This is a genomic window from Litchfieldella qijiaojingensis, assembly GCF_014651875.1.
In the GTDB taxonomy this organism is placed as follows: Bacteria; Pseudomonadota; Gammaproteobacteria; order Pseudomonadales; family Halomonadaceae; genus Litchfieldella; species Litchfieldella qijiaojingensis.
Genome location: NZ_BMXS01000014.1, coordinates 22,203 through 39,409 on the forward strand (window position 1 = coordinate 22,203; position 17,207 = coordinate 39,409).

15 protein-coding genes are annotated in these 17,207 nt (G+C 60.1%); 9 read left to right on the forward strand and 6 right to left on the reverse strand.

Annotated features, from left to right (window positions below; translation table 11 throughout):
• Positions 1-21: 21 nt before the first annotated feature.
• From otnI to IE093_RS13675, 8 genes are all read left to right on the forward strand, one after another.
• Positions 22-816 carry a 2-oxo-tetronate isomerase gene (gene otnI, locus IE093_RS13640; protein ID WP_189470104.1) on the forward strand — a complete coding sequence of 265 codons (795 nt, stop codon included), beginning with the start codon at positions 22-24 and terminating at the stop codon, positions 814-816.
• Positions 817-844: 28 nt separating this feature from the next.
• Positions 845-1,816, forward strand: coding sequence for a D-erythronate dehydrogenase (gene denD, locus IE093_RS13645; RefSeq protein ID WP_189470106.1), 972 nt, complete (start codon positions 845-847; stop codon positions 1,814-1,816).
• 97 nt (positions 1,817-1,913) lie between these two features.
• Complete coding sequence (locus IE093_RS13650; RefSeq protein ID WP_189470108.1) at positions 1,914-2,915, forward strand: TRAP transporter substrate-binding protein; 1,002 nt, start codon at positions 1,914-1,916, stop codon at positions 2,913-2,915.
• A gap of 147 nt (positions 2,916-3,062) precedes the next feature.
• On the forward strand, positions 3,063-3,608 hold the full coding sequence (locus IE093_RS13655) for a TRAP transporter small permease (protein WP_422730983.1): 546 nt from the start codon (positions 3,063-3,065) through the stop codon (positions 3,606-3,608).
• Entirely contained in the window at positions 3,605-4,879 is a 1,275-nt protein-coding gene (locus tag IE093_RS13660; RefSeq protein WP_189470111.1) for a TRAP transporter large permease, read from the forward strand. The genes IE093_RS13655 and IE093_RS13660 overlap by 4 nt, the downstream gene beginning before the upstream one ends.
• Positions 4,880-4,889: 10 nt before the next feature.
• Entirely contained in the window at positions 4,890-6,350 is a 1,461-nt protein-coding gene (locus IE093_RS13665; protein WP_189470113.1) for an aldehyde dehydrogenase family protein, read from the forward strand.
• Positions 6,351-6,466: 116 nt separating this feature from the next.
• Entirely contained in the window at positions 6,467-7,543 is a 1,077-nt protein-coding gene (locus IE093_RS13670) for a tartrate dehydrogenase (RefSeq protein WP_189470114.1), read from the forward strand.
• Positions 7,544-7,572: 29 nt separating this feature from the next.
• Positions 7,573-8,454, forward strand: a complete 882-nt coding sequence (locus IE093_RS13675; RefSeq protein ID WP_189470116.1) for an NAD(P)-dependent oxidoreductase — start codon at positions 7,573-7,575, stop codon at positions 8,452-8,454.
• A gap of 122 nt (positions 8,455-8,576) precedes the next feature.
• On the opposite strand, the gene IE093_RS13680 is transcribed toward IE093_RS13675, so the two are convergent.
• Both IE093_RS13680 and IE093_RS13685 read right to left on the reverse strand, forming a co-directional pair.
• The gene (locus tag IE093_RS13680; RefSeq protein ID WP_189470118.1) at positions 8,577-9,842 is read right to left on the reverse strand and encodes a ribulose-bisphosphate carboxylase large subunit family protein; all 1,266 of its coding nucleotides are present in this window, start codon (positions 9,840-9,842) and stop codon (positions 8,577-8,579) included.
• A gap of 9 nt (positions 9,843-9,851) precedes the next feature.
• On the reverse strand, positions 9,852-10,679 hold the full coding sequence (locus tag IE093_RS13685) for a phosphogluconate dehydrogenase C-terminal domain-containing protein (RefSeq protein ID WP_189470120.1): 828 nt from the start codon (positions 10,677-10,679) through the stop codon (positions 9,852-9,854).
• A gap of 172 nt (positions 10,680-10,851) precedes the next feature.
• Here IE093_RS13685 and nanR point away from each other — a divergent pair, with 172 nt between their 5' ends.
• The gene (gene nanR, locus IE093_RS13690) at positions 10,852-11,559 is read left to right on the forward strand and encodes a transcriptional regulator NanR (RefSeq protein WP_189470122.1); all 708 of its coding nucleotides are present in this window, start codon (positions 10,852-10,854) and stop codon (positions 11,557-11,559) included.
• Between the two features lie 18 nt (positions 11,560-11,577).
• Here the strand turns inward: nanR and IE093_RS13695 are convergent, their stop codons facing one another.
• Genes IE093_RS13695 through IE093_RS13710 form a run of 4 tightly spaced genes read right to left on the reverse strand, consistent with a single transcriptional unit; the run spans position 11,578 to position 16,921 of the window.
• Positions 11,578-12,414 carry a PEP-CTERM/exosortase system-associated acyltransferase gene (locus IE093_RS13695; protein WP_189470124.1) on the reverse strand — a complete coding sequence of 279 codons (837 nt, stop codon included), beginning with the start codon at positions 12,412-12,414 and terminating at the stop codon, positions 11,578-11,580.
• Positions 12,415-12,436: 22 nt separating this feature from the next.
• Entirely contained in the window at positions 12,437-15,256 is a 2,820-nt protein-coding gene (locus IE093_RS13700; RefSeq protein ID WP_189470126.1) for a bifunctional diguanylate cyclase/phosphodiesterase, read from the reverse strand.
• Positions 15,257-15,282: 26 nt separating this feature from the next.
• On the reverse strand, positions 15,283-16,503 hold the full coding sequence (locus tag IE093_RS13705; RefSeq protein ID WP_308427205.1) for a hypothetical protein: 1,221 nt from the start codon (positions 16,501-16,503) through the stop codon (positions 15,283-15,285).
• On the reverse strand, positions 16,472-16,921 hold the full coding sequence (locus IE093_RS13710; protein ID WP_229803574.1) for a type 2 periplasmic-binding domain-containing protein: 450 nt from the start codon (positions 16,919-16,921) through the stop codon (positions 16,472-16,474). The genes IE093_RS13705 and IE093_RS13710 overlap by 32 nt, the downstream gene beginning before the upstream one ends.
• Positions 16,922-17,207 lie beyond the last annotated feature (286 nt).

Genomic DNA, 17,207 nt, shown 5'->3' on the forward strand with positions numbered 1-17,207 from the left:
CGAGACCAAGAAGGAACCGAGATGACACGACTGGCCGCCAACCTGAGCATGCTGTTTCCCGAGCATGACTTCCTTGATCGCTTTGCAGCGGCGGCGGACGCAGGATTCCGTGGCGTCGAGTATCTCTTTCCCTATACGTTCGAACCGCAAGAGCTACGCACGGCATTGGACGACAACGGTCTGAGTCAGGTGCTGTTCAACCTGCCTCCGGGTGACTGGGAAGCCGGTGAACGAGGCCTGGCCAGCTTGCCAGGACGCGAGAGCGAATTCCGCGACTCGGTGATCGAGGCGATCCACTATGCCGAGGCACTGGACTGCCCGCGTTTACACGCCATGGCAGGCCTGCTGCCACCAGAGGCCGATGCCGCGACTCGGGAGGAGCACCGCAAGACCTATATCGCCAACCTGCGTTTTGCCGCCAGTGAGCTGGCCAAGGTTGGCAAGACACTGTTGATCGAGCCAATCAATGGGCGCGACATGCCCGGTTTCTTCCTGCAGCGACAGGATCACGCTCGCGAAGTGCTGGGATGGGTGGGGGCCGACAACCTGCGTGTGCAGTTCGACATCTACCACTGCCAGATCACCGAAGGCGATTTGATTCGCAACCTGGAAACGCAGTTTCCGCATATCGGCCATGTGCAGATCGCCGGAGTGCCCGAGCGTCATGAGCCGGATCGCGGAGAGGTGAATTACCCGGCACTTCTCGAGCGCCTGGAGGCGCTTGGTTACGACGGTTGGGTGGGCTGCGAATATCGGCCTGCCCACGAGACCCGTGCTGGCCTGGGCTGGGCCGCCGCCTATGGGCTGACGCCATGAATAGTGTGACGACAACAAGGAACACGCCATGCATGTGATGATCACCGGTGCCGCCGGTTTTCTTGGACAACGCCTGACCTCTGCACTGCTCGACAGCGGCGAACTCGATGGTCGACCGCTTTCGCGGCTGACGCTGGTCGATCAGACGGCGCCTGCGGTGCCCTCCGGTGCAGGTGTCGAGATTCGAGCCCGGGCGCAGGACATTACCGTAGCCGGTGCCTGGGACACGCTGCTGGACGAGCATCCGGACGCGATTTTCCACCTCGCTGCCGTGGTCAGTTCGGCGGCTGAATCCAATCTCGATCTGGGGATGACGGTCAACTTCGAGGCCACGCGAACGCTTCTGGAGGGCTGTCGTGCCCGTAAGCTGTCGAACACGCGACTGATCATGGCCAGTTCCGTGGCGGTCTATGGCGGCCAACTGCCCGACACACTTGATGACATGACTGCCCTGACTCCGCAGAGCTCCTATGGCACCCAGAAGGCCATGTGCGAACTGCTGATCAACGACTACAGCCGTCGTGGGTTGGTCGATGGCCGGGTGTTGCGATTGCCGACCATCGTCGTGCGCCCGGGAAGACCCAATGCCGCGGCGTCGAGCTTCGCCTCCAGCATCCTGCGCGAGCCCCTAAATGGTGAGGCAGCGGTGTGTCCGGTGCCCACTGACCTGGAGTTGTTCGTCATGTCGCCTGGTCGTGTGGTCGAGGCTCTGATGCATGGTGCCACGGTGCCCGCCGAGGCGTTCGGCGACTATCGAGGCCTGATGCTACCGGGTATCACCGTGAGCGTGGCCGAGATGCTCGACACCTTGCGTGAGTTGGGTGGCGAGGAAGCGTTGGCACGGGTTAGCCATGAGCCAGATGCACGCATCGAGGCCATCGTGGCGAGCTGGCCCGCTCGCTTTGCGACCCGCAATGCCGAACGACTCGGCTTCGTGGGCGACCGAAACTTGCGCGAGATCGTCGAAGCCTTTCTCGCCGACCCCGCACGACAGGGGTGATCACCGGGTCGCGGCTTGCGCGGCCCGAAAGCACGGTGCCGGTGGTATTCGCCGCTGGCCACCTCCACAAGCGTCAATCCGCAAGAGGTACACAACAATGACAGTACGCTTCGCTCGCAACGCCCTGAATGCCGCCATCGCCGGCGCGTCCACTCTCGCCCTGGCAGCGGTCAGCTTCAATGCTCTGGCTGCCCAGAGCATCACGGTGGGGCACACCACCTCCGACAACTCGCACTATTCGATCGGCGTCGATGCCTTCAAGGAAAAACTCGAGGAACTCAGTGGTGGAGAATTCACCGTCGAGGAACACCCTTCCGGTGCCTTGGGTGGAGAGCGTGACATGATCGAGGGCCTGCAGATCGGCACGCTCGATGCCGTGGTCACCTCCACAGGGCCGCTGGGCAATTTCGTGCCGGAAACCTATGTGCTCGATCTGCCGTTCCTGTTCAAGGACTACGATCAGGCGCGCTGTGTGCTGGACGGCGAGGTCGGTCAGGATCTATTGGCCAAGATCGGCGAACACGATCTGGTCGGTCTGGCCTGGTCCGAGAACGGCTTCCGTCACATGACCAACAGTCAGCGTCAAATCAAGACGCCTGAGGATGCGGCCGGATTGAAGGTTCGCACCATGGAAAACGAGATGCACATGGCAGCGTTCCGGGAGATGGATGTGCACCCCACTCCCATGGCGTTCCCCGAGGTCTTCACCGCCCTTCAGCAGGGTACCGTCGACGGTCAGGAAAACCCGATCCCGGTCATCCTGACCAGCAACCTGTGGGAGGTGCAGGACTACCTGTCGCTGACCGGTCATGTCTACTCGCCGGCGATCATGCTGGCCTCGCCGATACTCTGGGAGGGATTGAGCGAGGAAGAGCAGGGCTGGTTCATCGAAGCGGCTCAGGCGGGAGCCGCGGCGACCCGTGCCGAGGTCTCGCGGCTCGAGACCGAAGGGCTGGCGGAACTTAAGGAGAAGGGCATGACGGTGGTCGAGGATATCGACAAATCACTGTTCCAGGAAGCCGTCGAACCGTCCTACAAGGGCTACACCGACCAGTACGGCAGCGAAATGCTGGATCGTATCCGTAACAACGACTGCTGATCGTTCCGATCTGCCCGCTCCGGTGTCCTTGCCGGGGCGGGTCGACGCAAGGTGAATGTCATGGTGGAACTCTTTTTGCGTGTCGAGCGCTTCACATCCCGCGTGGCGTTGATTGCCGCCGTCCTGATGTTGGTCCTCTCGGTGACCATGGGCTTCTATCAGGTGCTGACGCGCTTCGTTTTCGANCGCTTCGTTTTCGATGCGCCTTCGACCTGGTCCGAGGTCATGGCACGCTCGGCGATGATCTGGTGCGTTTTTCTTGGTGCCGCGGCGAGCTTTCGCGGTGGCTACATGATGGCTGTGGAGGTCATCTACAAGCTGGTGCCGGCGCGCCGCTTGATTCTGGTGGAGTGCCTGATCGTCCTGTGTTGCATCATCTCTCTTGTGGTGCTGATCTATTTCGGTACCGCCATGACCTGGCGGGTGCGCTCGCAGGTGCTCTCGGGGTTGGGGATCTCCATCTCCTGGGCCTATGCGGCCATCCCCGTTGGCGCCAGCTTCTCGCTACTGGCGGTGTTGGCGCGTTTGTTGGCCCAGGCCACCGGTCGTGAGCCGGTCGGTATCGCCGACGCCGATATGCCGTCTACCCAAGAGCAACAACCGGTGGCGGAACCATCGGTCGTGACCCCCTCGAAGCCCGCATCGCCCGCTGTCTCCGACCCGGCGCAACTCGCCAGGAGGGCTCGCTCATGAATGCTGCTATCGGCTTGTCGCTGATCATTCTGTTCGCCCTTGGTGTTCCTATCGCCATCTCGATCATGCTGGCGTCGATCATCGGCATCGAGTTCTTCTCGCGGCTACCGCTGTTGATGGTGCCCCAGCGGATGTTTGTCGGCATCGATAACTTCCCGCTGATGGCGATTCCGTTCTTCATCCTGGCCGGCAACCTGATGGCGGCAGGGGGCATATCACACCGCCTCGTGGAACTGGCTAAATCGATCGTCGGCGGGTTGCAGGGTGGCCTGGCCATGACCTGTGTGTTGACCTGCATGATGTTCGCGGCGGTCTCCGGGTCAAGTGTGGCCACCACCTTCGCCATCGGCTCGATCCTGATTCCGGCGATGGTCAAGCACGATTATCCGCGACCGCTAGCGGCTTCCATTCAGGCCTCCTCGGCGGAGCTTGGCGTGCTGATTCCGCCGTCGATTCCGCTGATCCTGTATGGCGTCAGCACCGACACGTCAATCGGCCGTCTGTTCATTGCGGGAATTGGCCCCGGCCTGTTGATCGGCTCTGCGCTGCTGCTGTTTCTGTTCCTGTTCTGCAAGGTGCGCGGCTACGGCTTGCGTGACCGCGAGGACCGCTCCGATTTCCCCTCGGCCTTCAAACGCGCCTGGGCGGCGCTGCTGATGCCGGTAGTGGTCATCGGCGGCATCTACGGCGGCGTATTCACGCCCACCGAGGCCTCGGCGGTGGCGGTGGTTTATGCGCTGATCGTCGGTGGTCTGATCTATCGCGAGCTGCCCCTCAAGGATCTCTGGCCGATCCTCAAACAGAGCGTGATCTCTACCGCCACGGTGATGCTGATCATCTCGGCGGCGGCGTTGTTCAGCTTCCTGATCAGCCGCTCGGGATTGCCCTCCCAGGTCGCGGCTTGGGTCACTCAAGTCTTCGACAGCCCGGTGACCTTCCTGCTCGCCGTCAACGTCATGCTACTGGTGATCGGCATGTTCGTCGAGACATCCGCCGCCATCCTGGTGCTGGCGCCGATCTTCACGCCGATCGCCATCCAGTACGGTATCGATCCGGTGCATTTCGGGTTGATCATCGTGGTCAATCTGGCGCTGGGCATGTTCACTCCGCCGCTCGGCGTCAATCTTTTCGCGGCCTGTGCGGTGGCCAAGTTGTCAATCGATCAGTTGATTCCCTGGCTGCTGCGTTTCGTGCTGGTGGTACTGGCCTGCTTGATCGCGATCACCTACCTGCCCTGGATCTCGTTGGGGCTGGTCGACTTGCTGTATTGAGGAGAATCCTATGAGTCGCTTACCTGTCACACCCCCCAGTGCGGCCTTGATTGGTGGCGAGTGGGTGACCACACCCCAGACCCTGGGTGTCGAGGCGCCCGCCACGGGCGAGCCTCTGGCCGAAATCGCCCGTTGCCAGGCGGAGCATGTCGAGAACGCCGTTATGGCAGCACGTCAGGCATTCGATGGCCAGCTTGGCGACTGGAGCCGCTGGTCGGCACGCAGACGTGGTGAATGGCTATATGCCTTCGCTGCGGCGATCGATGCCGATGCCGAGACACTCTCTACCCTGGAGTGTGCTGATACCGGCAAACCGATGAGTCAGGCCAAGGGTGATATCGCGGTTTGTGCGCGTTACTTCCGCTTCTATGCCGGTGCCGCCGACAAGCTGCACGGTGAGACGATCCCCTTCGAGGACGGATACTCGGTGATGACTCAACGCGAGCCGTTTGGGGTTTGTGCGCAGATCATTCCCTGGAACTATCCGGCACAGATCTTCGGCCGCTGTGTCGCTGCGGCGCTGGCGGCGGGCAACACGGTGGTGCTCAAGCCTGCCGAAGACGCTTGCCTGAGTGTGCTGCACCTGGCACGTATCGCCACGCAATGTGGCCTGCCGGCCGGTGTGCTCAACGTCATTCCCGGCCTGGGCAATGAGGCGGGCGCGGCATTGGCGGCGCATCCGCACATTAATCACCTATCGTTCACCGGCTCGCCGGCCACCGGCACGCTGGTCACCCAGTCCGCTGCCGCCAATCACGTTCCCGTGACCATGGAGTTGGGTGGCAAGTCGCCGCAGGTGGTGTTCGCCGACGCCGATCTCGACGCAGCGCTGGCGGCGGTAGTGCGCGGCATCATTCAGAACGCCGGCCAGACCTGCTCGGCGGGCAGTCGGCTGCTGGTCGAGTCGTCCTGCTACGACGAGGTGCTGTCGCGCCTCACCCAACGCTTCTCCGAGCTGCGTTGCGACGCCGGTGAGAACGATCCGGATTGCGGGCCGCTGATCAATGCCCGCCAGCGCACCAAGCTCGAGGACCGGCTGACAGCGGCCAAGGCTGATGGCATCCGTGTGGCGGCGGCGGGGCGCCTCGCCGATAGCGCTCCCTCCGGTGGGCACTTCGTGGTGCCCCAAGTGCTGGTCGACATCCCCGAGGGCCACTATGTGGCCTGCGAGGAGTTGTTCGGCCCTGTGCTGACGGTCCAGCGTTTCGAGGATGAAGAAGACGCCGTGCGCCTGGCGAACTCGACCGATTTCGGCCTGTGCGCCGGCGTCTGGACGAACGATGGCGGGCGTCAGATGCGCTTGGCCAAGCGCATTCGCAGCGGTCAGGTGTTCGTCAACAACTACGGTGCGGCAGGTGGCATCGAGTTGCCATTCGGTGGCGTCGGCCGCTCCGGTCATGGCCGGGAAAAAGGCTTCGAGGGCTTGAAGAGCTACACCCAACTGAAAACCATCGCCATCCACCATGGCTAAAAAGTAGCTGCGCTCGCTTACTTTTCCACTTTCGAGAGCGACTTGAATCTTGCAGGAAAAATATCCTGCAAGGGGAGGTGGTTGTGCGCGTGACAGGCGCTTATCGGAGAAAGATGATGACCTACAAGATTGCAGTGTTACCGGGTGATGGAATCGGCCTCGAAGTCGTGCCGGAGGGGCTTCGTGTACTGGAGGCGGCGGCGAAACGCTTCGATTTGCCGCTGGAGTTCGAATATTTCGACTTCGCCAGCTGTGCCTATTACATGGAACATGGTGACATGTTGCCGGATGACTGGCACCGGATCCTGTCGAAATTCGACGCCATCTTCTTCGGCGCGGTGGGTTGGCCCGATACCGTGCCCGATCACGTCTCGGCGTGGGGTTCGCTGCTCAAGTTCCGGCGCGCCTTCGACCAGTACGTCAACCTGCGTCCGTGCCGGCTGATGCCGGGTATCGAGAGCCCGCTGAAGGGGCGAGTGCCGGGCGATATCGACTTCCTGGTGGTGCGCGAGAATACCGAGGGCGAGTATTCGCGCTTGGGCGGACGGGTGTTTGAGGGCACCGAGCGAGAAGTGGTGCTGCAGGAAACCATCATGACCCGGACCGGCGTCGACCGGGTGTTGAAATACGCATTCGAGCTGGCCCAATCTCGCCCCAGAAAGAAGCTGACGTCGGCGACCAAGTCCAATGGTCTGTCGATATCGATGCCTTACTGGAACGAACGGGTCAAGGCGATGAAGGCCAACTTCCCCGACATCGAGGTCGATCAGTACCACATCGATATCCTCACCGCGAACTTCGTACTGCATCCCGACTGGTTCGATGTGGTGGTGGCCAGCAACCTGTTCGGCGACATCCTCTCCGATCTGGGACCGGCGTGTACCGGCACCATCGGCATTGCGCCGTCGGGTAACATCAACCCCACGCGCGAATATCCCAGCCTGTTCGAGCCGGTGCACGGCAGTGCCCCGGACATCGCAGGCAAAGGCATCGCCAATCCCATCGGCCAGATCTGGTGCGGGGCGATGATGCTCGAGCATCTGGGCGAGGTTGAAGCCGGTGCAGCAATCGTCAACGCTATCGAAGCGGTGCTGGAACGCAGTGACACAACCGTGATCACGCCGGATCTGAAAGGTACCGGCACCACCGAAACATTGGGACGCGCGATTGCCGAGGAACTCGCAGTGCGCTGAATACGGATCCGTCATTAAGGAGGACATCAATGAGTCATCCCACGAAGGTTGGCATGATCGGGGTCGGGTTGATGGGGCATGGCATCGCTTCGAGCCTGCTACGTGCCGGCCATGAACTGTGCTTTCTCGATCACCCGGGCAACCAGCCCGTCGACGACCTGCTGGGTGTCGGGGCGGTACGCAAACAGACTGGCCGCGAAGTCGCCGAGGCAACCGACGTAGTGATCCTGTGCGTGACCGGTACGCCCCAGGTGGAGAGCGTACTGTTCGAGCCTGATGGTGTGCTCGAAGGGTTGCTGCCCGGTACCATCGTCGTCGATTGCTCCACGGCAATTCCCAGTTCGACCGAAACCATCGCCGAGAAGGTCGCCGCTGCTGGCGGGCGCTTCATGGATGCGGCGATGACACGCACCCCCAAGGAGGCCGCCGAAGGGCGGTTGAACCTTATCGTCGGCGCCAGCGATGAGCTGTTTCGCGATATCCGCCCGCTGCTGGAGAGCTTCTCCGAACACATTACCCATGGCGGTCCGGTGGGCTCCGGGCACAAGCTGAAGTTGCTGCACAATTACGTATCGCTGGGCTTCACCGCCGTGCTATCGGAAGCGACCGCGGCGGCTCGCAAGGCGGGTATTGCCGACGATGTCTTTCTCGAAGTGCTGGGTAGTGGCGGTGGTGGCGGAGTGGTGCTCGAACGCCTGCGACCGTTCATCGTCGCCGAGGACCCGTCGGGTTTTCGCTTCAGCCTTGCCAATACCCTCAAGGACGTCGGCTATTACAATGCCATGGCCCGAGACGTTGGCGCCTCGCATCGCGTGGCCGAGTCCATCGAGGCGCTCTATCGCGAGATCAACGAACAGGGACATAGCGAGCGGCTGGTACCTGAACTGATCAAGATTCTGGAACATGATTAGCGTGTCGGATATTGGCGAAATAGGCATCCGTACCGATCTGTCCGCCCTTGAAGGCGATTTCGAGCCCATCGAAGGCTGGGTTGTCGCTGTGTGCCATGCATAGCGGCGAGCCGGCCTGGCCGTCAGCGAAACGCCTCCAGCGCTTGAGCGAGTTCGAGATGCTCGGCGGCGTAATCCTCCAGCGTCACGCCTTGAACGGCCGCGTCCCAAGCCTGGCGTAAGCTTTTTACGCCGCTTGCGATACCGCCGGGATGGGCCATGATGCCGCCGCCGGCGCAGAAGATCAGGTCGGTGCTGCCAATGGCCCGGTAGGTATCGACGGCCTGTAGGGCGGTCTGGCCCGAGGAGAATACCGGCATCACCTCACAACCCGGCGCTGGCGGCTCGAACATCGGCGTCAGGCAGCCTCGGGCGCTGGCGATCACGCTGTCGTCGGGTTCGCTGAACTTGTTGCGCAGGCCGTTGACATGGATGTGGTCAACGCCAGCCAAGCGCCACAGTTTCTGATAGGCAATGAAGCTCATGCCGATGTACGGCGAGCGACTGTACAGTCCCCAGCCGGCACGATGACCATGGATAGCCAACCGGCAGTGACGACGTAAGTGCGTCACGCCGGAAAGCCCGACGCTGTTGACGGCGACCATCACGCAGGTGCCACCGGCATTGGCCACGTAGTCGTGGTGATCGCGCATTTCGTCGATGTCGCCGGTGATGTTGAAGGCATACATCACCTTGCGCCCGGTGCGTTCGGCATGGGCATCGATGACTGGCATGACCGCGTCGACCCGCGCCTTGAGCGGGTTGTGCGGCCCGTTGGCCTGCAACTCGTCATCCTTGATGAAATCGATGCCGCCCTCGACCAGTTGTTCGACCACCTCGGCGGTCTGCCTCGGCGAGAGACCGACACTGGGCTTGATGATGGTACCGATCAATGGACGGTTGGGAATGCCGGTCAATTGCCGGGTACCTTCAATGGCGAACTGGGGCCCCGGATACGCCTCGGCGAAGCTCGTTGGCAGCGTCAGGTCGAGTAGCTTGAGCGCCGAGAACTCCTTGAGCTCGAAGAGGTTGCCGGCGATGGTCGACATCAGGTTGGGTAGCGACGGGCCGAGGTTGGCGATCGGCCAGGAGAGGGTGACGTTGGCACGATGGTAGCGTGGTGCGTCGCCGCCCCCTTCCCTGGGGCGCACAGGCAGCGAGGGGCCATCGACACACTCCAGTGGCTCGATGCGCTCGACGATGGCACCGTGGTTGGTACGCAGTTCGTCGGTTTCATTGGTCAGACGGGTGAAGGTACCCGAAGATTGCTCACCGGCCATCACCTCGGCGGCCCGCTCGACGGGATAAGGCGTCTCGATGAAGTAGGTGGCGTAGATACGCTCGTTCATGGTGCACCTTCAGGTGATGCGGCGGATGCTGTCGGCGATCTCGTCACGCTCGAAGACGCGCTTCCAGTCGTCACGCATCAGCATCGGCTTGCCATTCTCGATCGCCTTGTTGCAGGCATCGGAGAACGCGCCGGGCTGCTCGTCGAAGATCACCGCCGAGAGGATGTTCATGTGGCCGAGCAGGAAGTCGCGGGCACACTCATGCGACACGCCACGTCTTACGACCTCGTCCATGGCTTCGCGCATCACCGACAGCAGGGTGGCGCACACTGTCTCGGAAAGCCCCGGCTCGAGCAGTGCCATCTCGTCGACGCTGACCCGGTGGGAACGGCCCACCGGGGCGTAGATGGTGCGCGCAATGCGCTCACCAAGTGCGAAACTCTCTTCCGGCCCCTGCATCAGGGCGCTGACGATATGCTGGGTGGCCTTGTAGCCGCCGAAATAGTCCTTCTTGGCTTCCAGTTCGGTCTCGTCGTTGAAGATCGGCGGGTGGCAGGGATGGGTGACGAAATAGATCAGGTCGTCGCGCCCGGGCAGGTGACCGGCGAAGGGCGCCGCGGCGTCCAGGGTGATGACCATGGTGCCGGATTCCATCATCGGCGAGAGCTGGTGGGAGATTTTCCCGACCAGGGTGTCCGGCACCGCCAGAATGACGACATCGGCGTCGGGCACGGCATGTTCGGCATCGACGCACTCGATCCCTAGCTCTTCCCTGAGACGGACTCGCCCTTGTTCGCTGACTTCGACGTGGCTCACCGAAAAGTCCGAATCCTTGAGGTTGCGAGACAGGCGATAGCCCATCTTGCCGCCGGCACCGATCAACGCGATTGTGGTCATTGGTTATCTCCACCTGGAAGCATGAACTGGACACGGCACGAATTGCCATGCAACTGGTATGATGACATAATGACTAGACCATAAAACGCGACTTTGGTCGCAGTGACGGCGTCGATCAGCGCCAAGTGGGTATGCTGCGACCTGCCCTATGCTTCTCGATGCAGGCCATGTGATGAGTGACGCCCTGAAAATTCCCCGCCGCAAGCTGGCCGACGAAGTCTTCGATCGGCTCTATGCCAAGCTGCTCAATGGTGAATACGCGCCCGGTGAGAGTTTGCCTTCCGAGCGTGAGTTGATGGAGCTTTTCGGCGTCGGGCGCCCGGCTATCCGCGAGGCAACGCAGGCACTGGAACGGCTTGGTCTGGTGTCGATACAGCATGGGCAACGTCCCAAAGTGATCATGCCCACTGCGTCGGGCATGCTGTCGCAGATCGAGCTGACCGCCATGCACATGCTTTCCAGCTCACCACAGTCGCTGGAACACCTGAAGGAGGCACGCGCCTTCTTCGAAGTGGGAATGGTGGCGCGCGCCGCCAGGGTTGCTAGTGATGCGGACATCGCCCGGCTGGAGGCGTTGCTGGAAAAGCAGAGGGCCGAGTTGAACCGCGATGCGGGAGCATTCATCAAGGCCGATATGGCGTTTCATGCCGCGATTGCGGACATCACCGGAAACCCGATTTTTGCCGCGGTGAGCCAAGCGATGCTTGACTGGCTGGCGAACTTCCATGCCTCCCTATTGCATTGGAAGGGCAATGAGCATGTCACCCTGGAGGAGCATGAGCGGATTCTCGCCGCCATCAGGGCGCATGACGAGGCACTGGCGATTAGTGAGATGCGGGATCATCTGGACCGGGCTCGCCGTCTTTACTATCTGACCTGAGGGAAACACTGGATAGCTTCAGGAAGGTTGGTTCCGCCGGTATTGAGCAGCCAACTCGCTTTCAATGTGGTGATATAGGTCTCTCAGTTGAGATGACATGTCCCGACGTGCCTGGCGCTGATCGATGTAGTAGGCGGCGCGTGGCCCCTGGTAGTCCATCAACGTACCGACTTGCTGGAAGCGCAAGCCAGAGAGCGCCAGCAACCTCGCAAAGCGAGGCTCCATCATGGCAAACACATGGGGACGGTCGAGGATCCCGATCAGTGCCGTGGCGGTGAGGAACAGACTGACGCCTATGATGGGAAAGATTTTGATTTCTTCTTCTGTAAAGTCAATGCCTTCCCACTCTTCAGGTGGAGTGTCGTCCTTCTCCAGTCGTCGCCGGAAATGACTGGGTACTGCCAGTCGTGACACTTCACAGATCTGCTTTCTTGGTAGCTTCTTCGGGTGAAGGCTCGGGTGGGTGAGACTGTTTCCGCAATGATATTCCAAGGGTAATACGTTCAGGGGATAGACAGCTTCTTCGTGGGGTATGACCACACGCATACAGCCGGCGATTAATCGAGTGCGACGATGCTCGACCAAGCAAAGAAACGATTTCTTGTCGTAGGCATCGATTTCTTGATGCTCGATGGGCTCTTCCAAAAGTGCTCGATAATTGAGCTCGCGCAGAAAAACGTCGTAGCGAACCTTGAAAGCCAGGGTTCTCTCTTCCTCGGATAGCGCCAGGCGGAAGCGGAAGTGTTGGGAAAATCGGCTGAAGAGATTCAAAACAGTTCCCTTGTCGTGATTCTTCAAGTCACCCAGTGATAGAGGTAAACGAAGGATATGGCTAGCCATTGTTCTTGTGTTCATAGGGCTTGATTCGTCCTGAACCTCATGAAGCGGAGAGAAGCTCTGATATCGGGATGGGAGGTCCCAAGTGGTATCCCTGAGCATAGGCGATACCAAATTGATGAAGCATAGCAAGGATTTCCTCCTGCTCGACGAACTCGGCAATGCTTTTCTTCCCGAAGCCAGTGGCGATTTCGGCAATCGCCTTGACGATCATCTGGTCTTCCGGGCTGTCGAGAAGCTTGCGAATGAAGGAACCGTCGATCTTGATGAAGTCGGCAGGAAGCTGGGCCAGATAGTGGAAACTGCTGAAGCCCGCACCGAAATCATCCAGTGCCACCTGACAGCCGAGTCCACGCAGGGTTTCCAGTATCCGCTGCGCTATGGCGAAATCCGTCACGGCAGCGGTCTCGGTCACTTCGAGAATCAGATGGTCTGCTCTGGCGCCGCTGGTGGCAAGCTCCTGTTCGAGAAATCCTTTCAGGTTTTCGTCATGCAGCGAAGGGCCGCTCAAGTTGACGGCAAGATGGATGCCCCTTTCTTGCAGTTGTTTCAAGGCCATCAAGCTGTTTTTCAATACCCATCGGTCCAGTGCAACGATCTGGCCACTTCGCTCGGCCACGGGAATGAAGTGGCCCGGGGTGACGAGTTGACCGTCTTCATCACGGAGCCGGACCAGGACCTCATAGTGACTGACGCTATTATCGGCCAGGCACATGATGGATTGGGCCATGAGCACGAAGCCGTCATTGTCGAGTGCGTCCCGCAGTCGCTCCACCCAGTAGACGCGTTGCTTCAGCTCTTCTTTCCGGCTAGCCGTGATCGATAGCAGGTGCCAACGCTGGCTGTTCTTGCTCTTGGCTTGGTACATCGCGAAATCGGCACTGGCCATCACCTTGGCCGGCGTTTCGCCATGTTGGGGATACATGGCGATGCCGATACTGGCGATGGCACGATGACGGCGGTTACCGACTGACAGAGTGATGCCTTTCAGGAGAGACTCGATACGATCGGCCACTTCAATGGCTTGGGCTTCGGAAGATCCTTCCAGCAGCAAGGCAAATTCATCGCCCCCCAAGCGTGTGACGATGGACTGATCCTGGAATGCCGAGTGCAGTGCATCGCCGACAAGGCGCAATAACTGGTCCCCCATGTGATGACCGCTGAGCTCGTTGACATCGCGGAACTGATCCAGGTCCAGGAACAGGATAGCGCCATGCCCGTTGGCATTCAGGGAGGCTCTTACGGAGTCCTCGAAAAAGCGCCGGTTGTACAGGTTGGTCAAGGGGTCACGATGCGCCAGCCAGGCGAGACGTCCCTCTGCTTGTTTGCGCTCGGTGATGTCGAGACCTACCGAGATGAATGCGGAGGATTGCGCATCGTTGTTGGGCAAGGGGGTGTGATACCAGATAGTGGTGCGCTGTTCCTCGCTGCTGACACGGAGCACTCTCTCATCATGGGACGATGCGTTATGTGACAGAGAGCCTTGCGAGGCATGCTTGATGAAGATGTCGTCGAATCGTTGTCCCAGTAGCGACCTTGACGACTTGCCCATGACCGATTCCGTGTAGCGGTTGAACATGGTGATGCGACCACTGGCGTCCTGCGTCAGGATGAAGACCTGTGCAGTGTCCAGCAGGCTGCCGATGAAGTCGCGCTCGCGTTGCAATTCTTGAAGGTGCGTCGCCAGTTCTTGTTGTCGGGTCTCGACCTCCTCATGAAGCGACTGGAGCTGATTGGTAAGTCCTAGTGTCGTGTCATCGAGAATATCTATCTCGTCTTTCAGGCGCCCTGTCGCTGGAATGATGGTGTGGCGTACCAAGCCGTATTTGCCGCTGGCCAATGCAGGAAGTACCTGTGCCAGGCGGCGTAGTCTCGCCATGGGGCCCCAGAGAATGGCCAGCAGTAACAGCTCGGCGGCCAGCCAACCAGCCAAGGTATACATCAGGATAGTGCGCGTGTCCTGGGCAATGGCTTGAATCTGGTCGGTGATATCGGTCATGAGCAGGAAAAAGGCTTGTCGAGCCTGGCTGTCATTCTGCTCTATATCGATGGCCGCCATTTCGTAGTACTGGTCTTGATACGTTATCTGCTGGGGAGTTTGTTCCAGACTGGATAACGACAGCGTTTCCGATGCTTCCTGGATGACGGGTAGGCTTTGTCGTACTTGGGTGATAGCCTCCAGCCAGCCACCCCAACCAGCGATCTGGCGCTCGGGGCCGATATCGGCCCTCGAGGCATTCCCGGATATGAACAATGCCAGATCGGTGCCGGTAATATGCTGGACGTCTCGTATGACATCGGCGAGGGATCGCGAGATGACGACAACGCCAAGACTTTCTCCTTCGATGAGCATGGGCACTGCTGCATACTGGTGGCAAGTTTGGGTACAGCGCATGGCGTGTAGTGGCATTTCACTCTGCATCACGGTCTCGACCCACTCGTCGAGCAGTGGTCGAGCGTCGTTCAGGTTATCGCCCCAAGTGGTGTATGCCTGGTCGGTGGCATTGTAGACGATGACGTCGTCGAGTCCGGCATCCAGTTGCAACGTTGGCCATTGGGTGTCGAGAGCGGTTGCGATCTCTTTTCCGTTGCGGGAGGTGAGCGCTTCACTGAGATCGGCCGAGGATGCCACGACACCCGCCAGTAGGCGAAGATTCTCTGATGAATCCTGCAGGGCGTGCTGGATCTCCCTGAGATGGCGTTCGTAGTTCAGCGTTCGGCTGATGTCGAACTGTCGTGTCAAGTTGTGGTGGCTAAGAAACGTCAGCAACGAGGCGAGCCCCAGCAGTAGCAAGCTGGTGACGGCGAAGGCTCGCCATTTCAGGCTGAGTATGGGGTGTCTCGTTAGCAAGGTCATCATGGCTTGGCCCCAAGCGTTCGTAGTATCTAGAAACGCCAGGAAGCCTGGAACAGTAGCATGTTCCAGTATTTCTGCGTGTCCGAATCGGGATTGTCCTGGCTGGGTAGCCAGCCCGTGCCCTCGACATAGTGATACTCTGTCGCGAGGAGCAGGCGTGGATGAACATACCATCGCAGTCCCAGCGTCAGATCCCTGGCGAAGCGGGAATGTGCCGGCCCTGCCCCGGACGCTTCGAAGCGACGACCGGAACGGTCGTCGCGGTCGTTGACCAGTACATCGTAGCGCAGCAGCCATTGCCAATCGCGGTGAAAGCGTCGCGTGTATTGCAGGTACCAGCTTTCACCGGTGGTGTCGAAGTTGACGCCCGGCAGGGCGAAATCGCTCAGCGAGATATGCCGCAGAGCATATTCCGCGGTCAGACTCCAGCGCTCCTCGTCATATTGCAGCGACAGAATCCAGGGTTGAAAGCGCAGCTTTCCTCCATCCCAGGCCGCCTGATGAGACTGGAAAGTGGCATTGACATCGGCCGCGCTCAATGCAGCGGTGAAGCGTCCACCTCCATGCTCGTAGAGCAGTTGGCCGATGAAGGAGGTATCGCTGTCCAGTTCGCCGGGGCGGGAGTCCAGCATCAAGGCCCTGGCAACATCGTCCCCGACCTGAGGCTTGCCGGCGCCGATTTGGGCTCGAAAGGTCCCTACCGGGAGGCGTTTTTCGCCATAGATCGCCATGCCATCGGCAGCCAACCCCAACGACCGGGTGCGATCGAAATAGATCGATTGCGGAAGCAGGATGCTGGGACGAGTGAAGGCAATGTCGCGGGTCTGGTTGTAGAAGCCGAAGGGATTCTTGAACCTGCCGATCTGAGTCCCCAGACGCGTTGTCGAATCCGCAAATGCCTGGTAGTCGACCACGCCATGGTCCAGCTTGGGGCGCATGTCGCTTAGTTCTCCGCCGGCTCGCCGGCTGAGCACCTGAGCGGCCAGCAGGACATTTCGGTGAGGACGGAGCGAGACATTGGCCCCGATCTCCGTGAATTGAAGGCTGCCACCATCCTGGCTGCTGGGGCCGAAGAAATTGTTCTCGTCGGTAATGACCAGCGCCTGGCTGAGAAAGCCGTGCACCTGCAACGTATCCAGCGTATCCAACGAGTCGTTCGCGCTGGCGGGATACATCGGGCCAACCATCAACAACAACGTCAGCAGGCTCGTGCTGGCCCTATTCCATGGGCAAGACATGGACACGCTCATCTAGGTAACCTCGTTCAATGTATCCCACCGCTCCCGGTGTCGTCGCAATGCGTTCCAGCATGTCATCGGGTGTCTCTACCTGCTCCGGCGCCTGGCCAGTACCGGAGAACACCAAGCGGTCCCAGGAAAGCTGGAGCTGGTGTGGGTAGACGCCCAACAGTTCCTTGGTAAATCGTTCGTGCATGGGGTATCGATTGGGCAGCACCACGACATGAATGGCTTGGCCATTCGGCCAGGTACGTTGGCGCATGGCGAAAATCGCTCTGGCAGTATCACGCGAGATCGATGGCGTCTGGACACTGGGATGGACCACCAGCAACAGGTCCGACTCGCTGGCACCGGCAAGGCGGGGCAGCGTGACCAGCCATACCGATACGAGTATGGCGAAGACTGTCCATGGATGGCCTCTAGCTGTCACGCTGATCCTCTTCCAGGCAAGGGAGCATCATCTGGCGAGGGCCCTCGCAGCAGTGATGATCACTCAGTCTGCCATGAGATGTCATCTCATCGACTCACCGTGTTGGTGCCGCAGGGTATGAATTCTACACCGTCGAGTGTATTAACCATCGCATATTACTCAAGGCCTGCAACCCGTACGGGCATAGGTCTTCAACCCTTGTGCACGTCGCGACGACAAACGCCGACATTGGCATTTCGCGGCACCATGAATGCCGTGGGTGAAACGGAACCTATACTACCCTGGC

Coding starts and splice junctions, on each gene's coding strand:
- IE093_RS13680 (WP_189470118.1), bottom strand. CDS start 9,842: ATGAACGAGCGTATCTACGCCACCTACTTCATCGAGACGCCTTATCCC.
- otnI (WP_189470104.1), top strand. CDS start 22: ATGACACGACTGGCCGCCAACCTGAGCATGCTGTTTCCCGAGCATGAC.
- nanR (WP_189470122.1), top strand. CDS start 10,852: ATGAGTGACGCCCTGAAAATTCCCCGCCGCAAGCTGGCCGACGAAGTC.
- IE093_RS13695 (WP_189470124.1), bottom strand. CDS start 12,414: ATGAACACAAGAACAATGGCTAGCCATATCCTTCGTTTACCTCTATCA.
- IE093_RS13685 (WP_189470120.1), bottom strand. CDS start 10,679: ATGACCACAATCGCGTTGATCGGTGCCGGCGGCAAGATGGGCTATCGC.
- IE093_RS13650 (WP_189470108.1), top strand. CDS start 1,914: ATGACAGTACGCTTCGCTCGCAACGCCCTGAATGCCGCCATCGCCGGC.
- IE093_RS13665 (WP_189470113.1), top strand. CDS start 4,890: ATGAGTCGCTTACCTGTCACACCCCCCAGTGCGGCCTTGATTGGTGGC.
- IE093_RS13700 (WP_189470126.1), bottom strand. CDS start 15,256: ATGATGACCTTGCTAACGAGACACCCCATACTCAGCCTGAAATGGCGA.
- IE093_RS13660 (WP_189470111.1), top strand. CDS start 3,605: ATGAATGCTGCTATCGGCTTGTCGCTGATCATTCTGTTCGCCCTTGGT.
- denD (WP_189470106.1), top strand. CDS start 845: ATGCATGTGATGATCACCGGTGCCGCCGGTTTTCTTGGACAACGCCTG.
- IE093_RS13670 (WP_189470114.1), top strand. CDS start 6,467: ATGACCTACAAGATTGCAGTGTTACCGGGTGATGGAATCGGCCTCGAA.
- IE093_RS13675 (WP_189470116.1), top strand. CDS start 7,573: ATGAGTCATCCCACGAAGGTTGGCATGATCGGGGTCGGGTTGATGGGG.
- IE093_RS13705 (WP_308427205.1), bottom strand. CDS start 16,503: ATGAGCGTGTCCATGTCTTGCCCATGGAATAGGGCCAGCACGAGCCTG.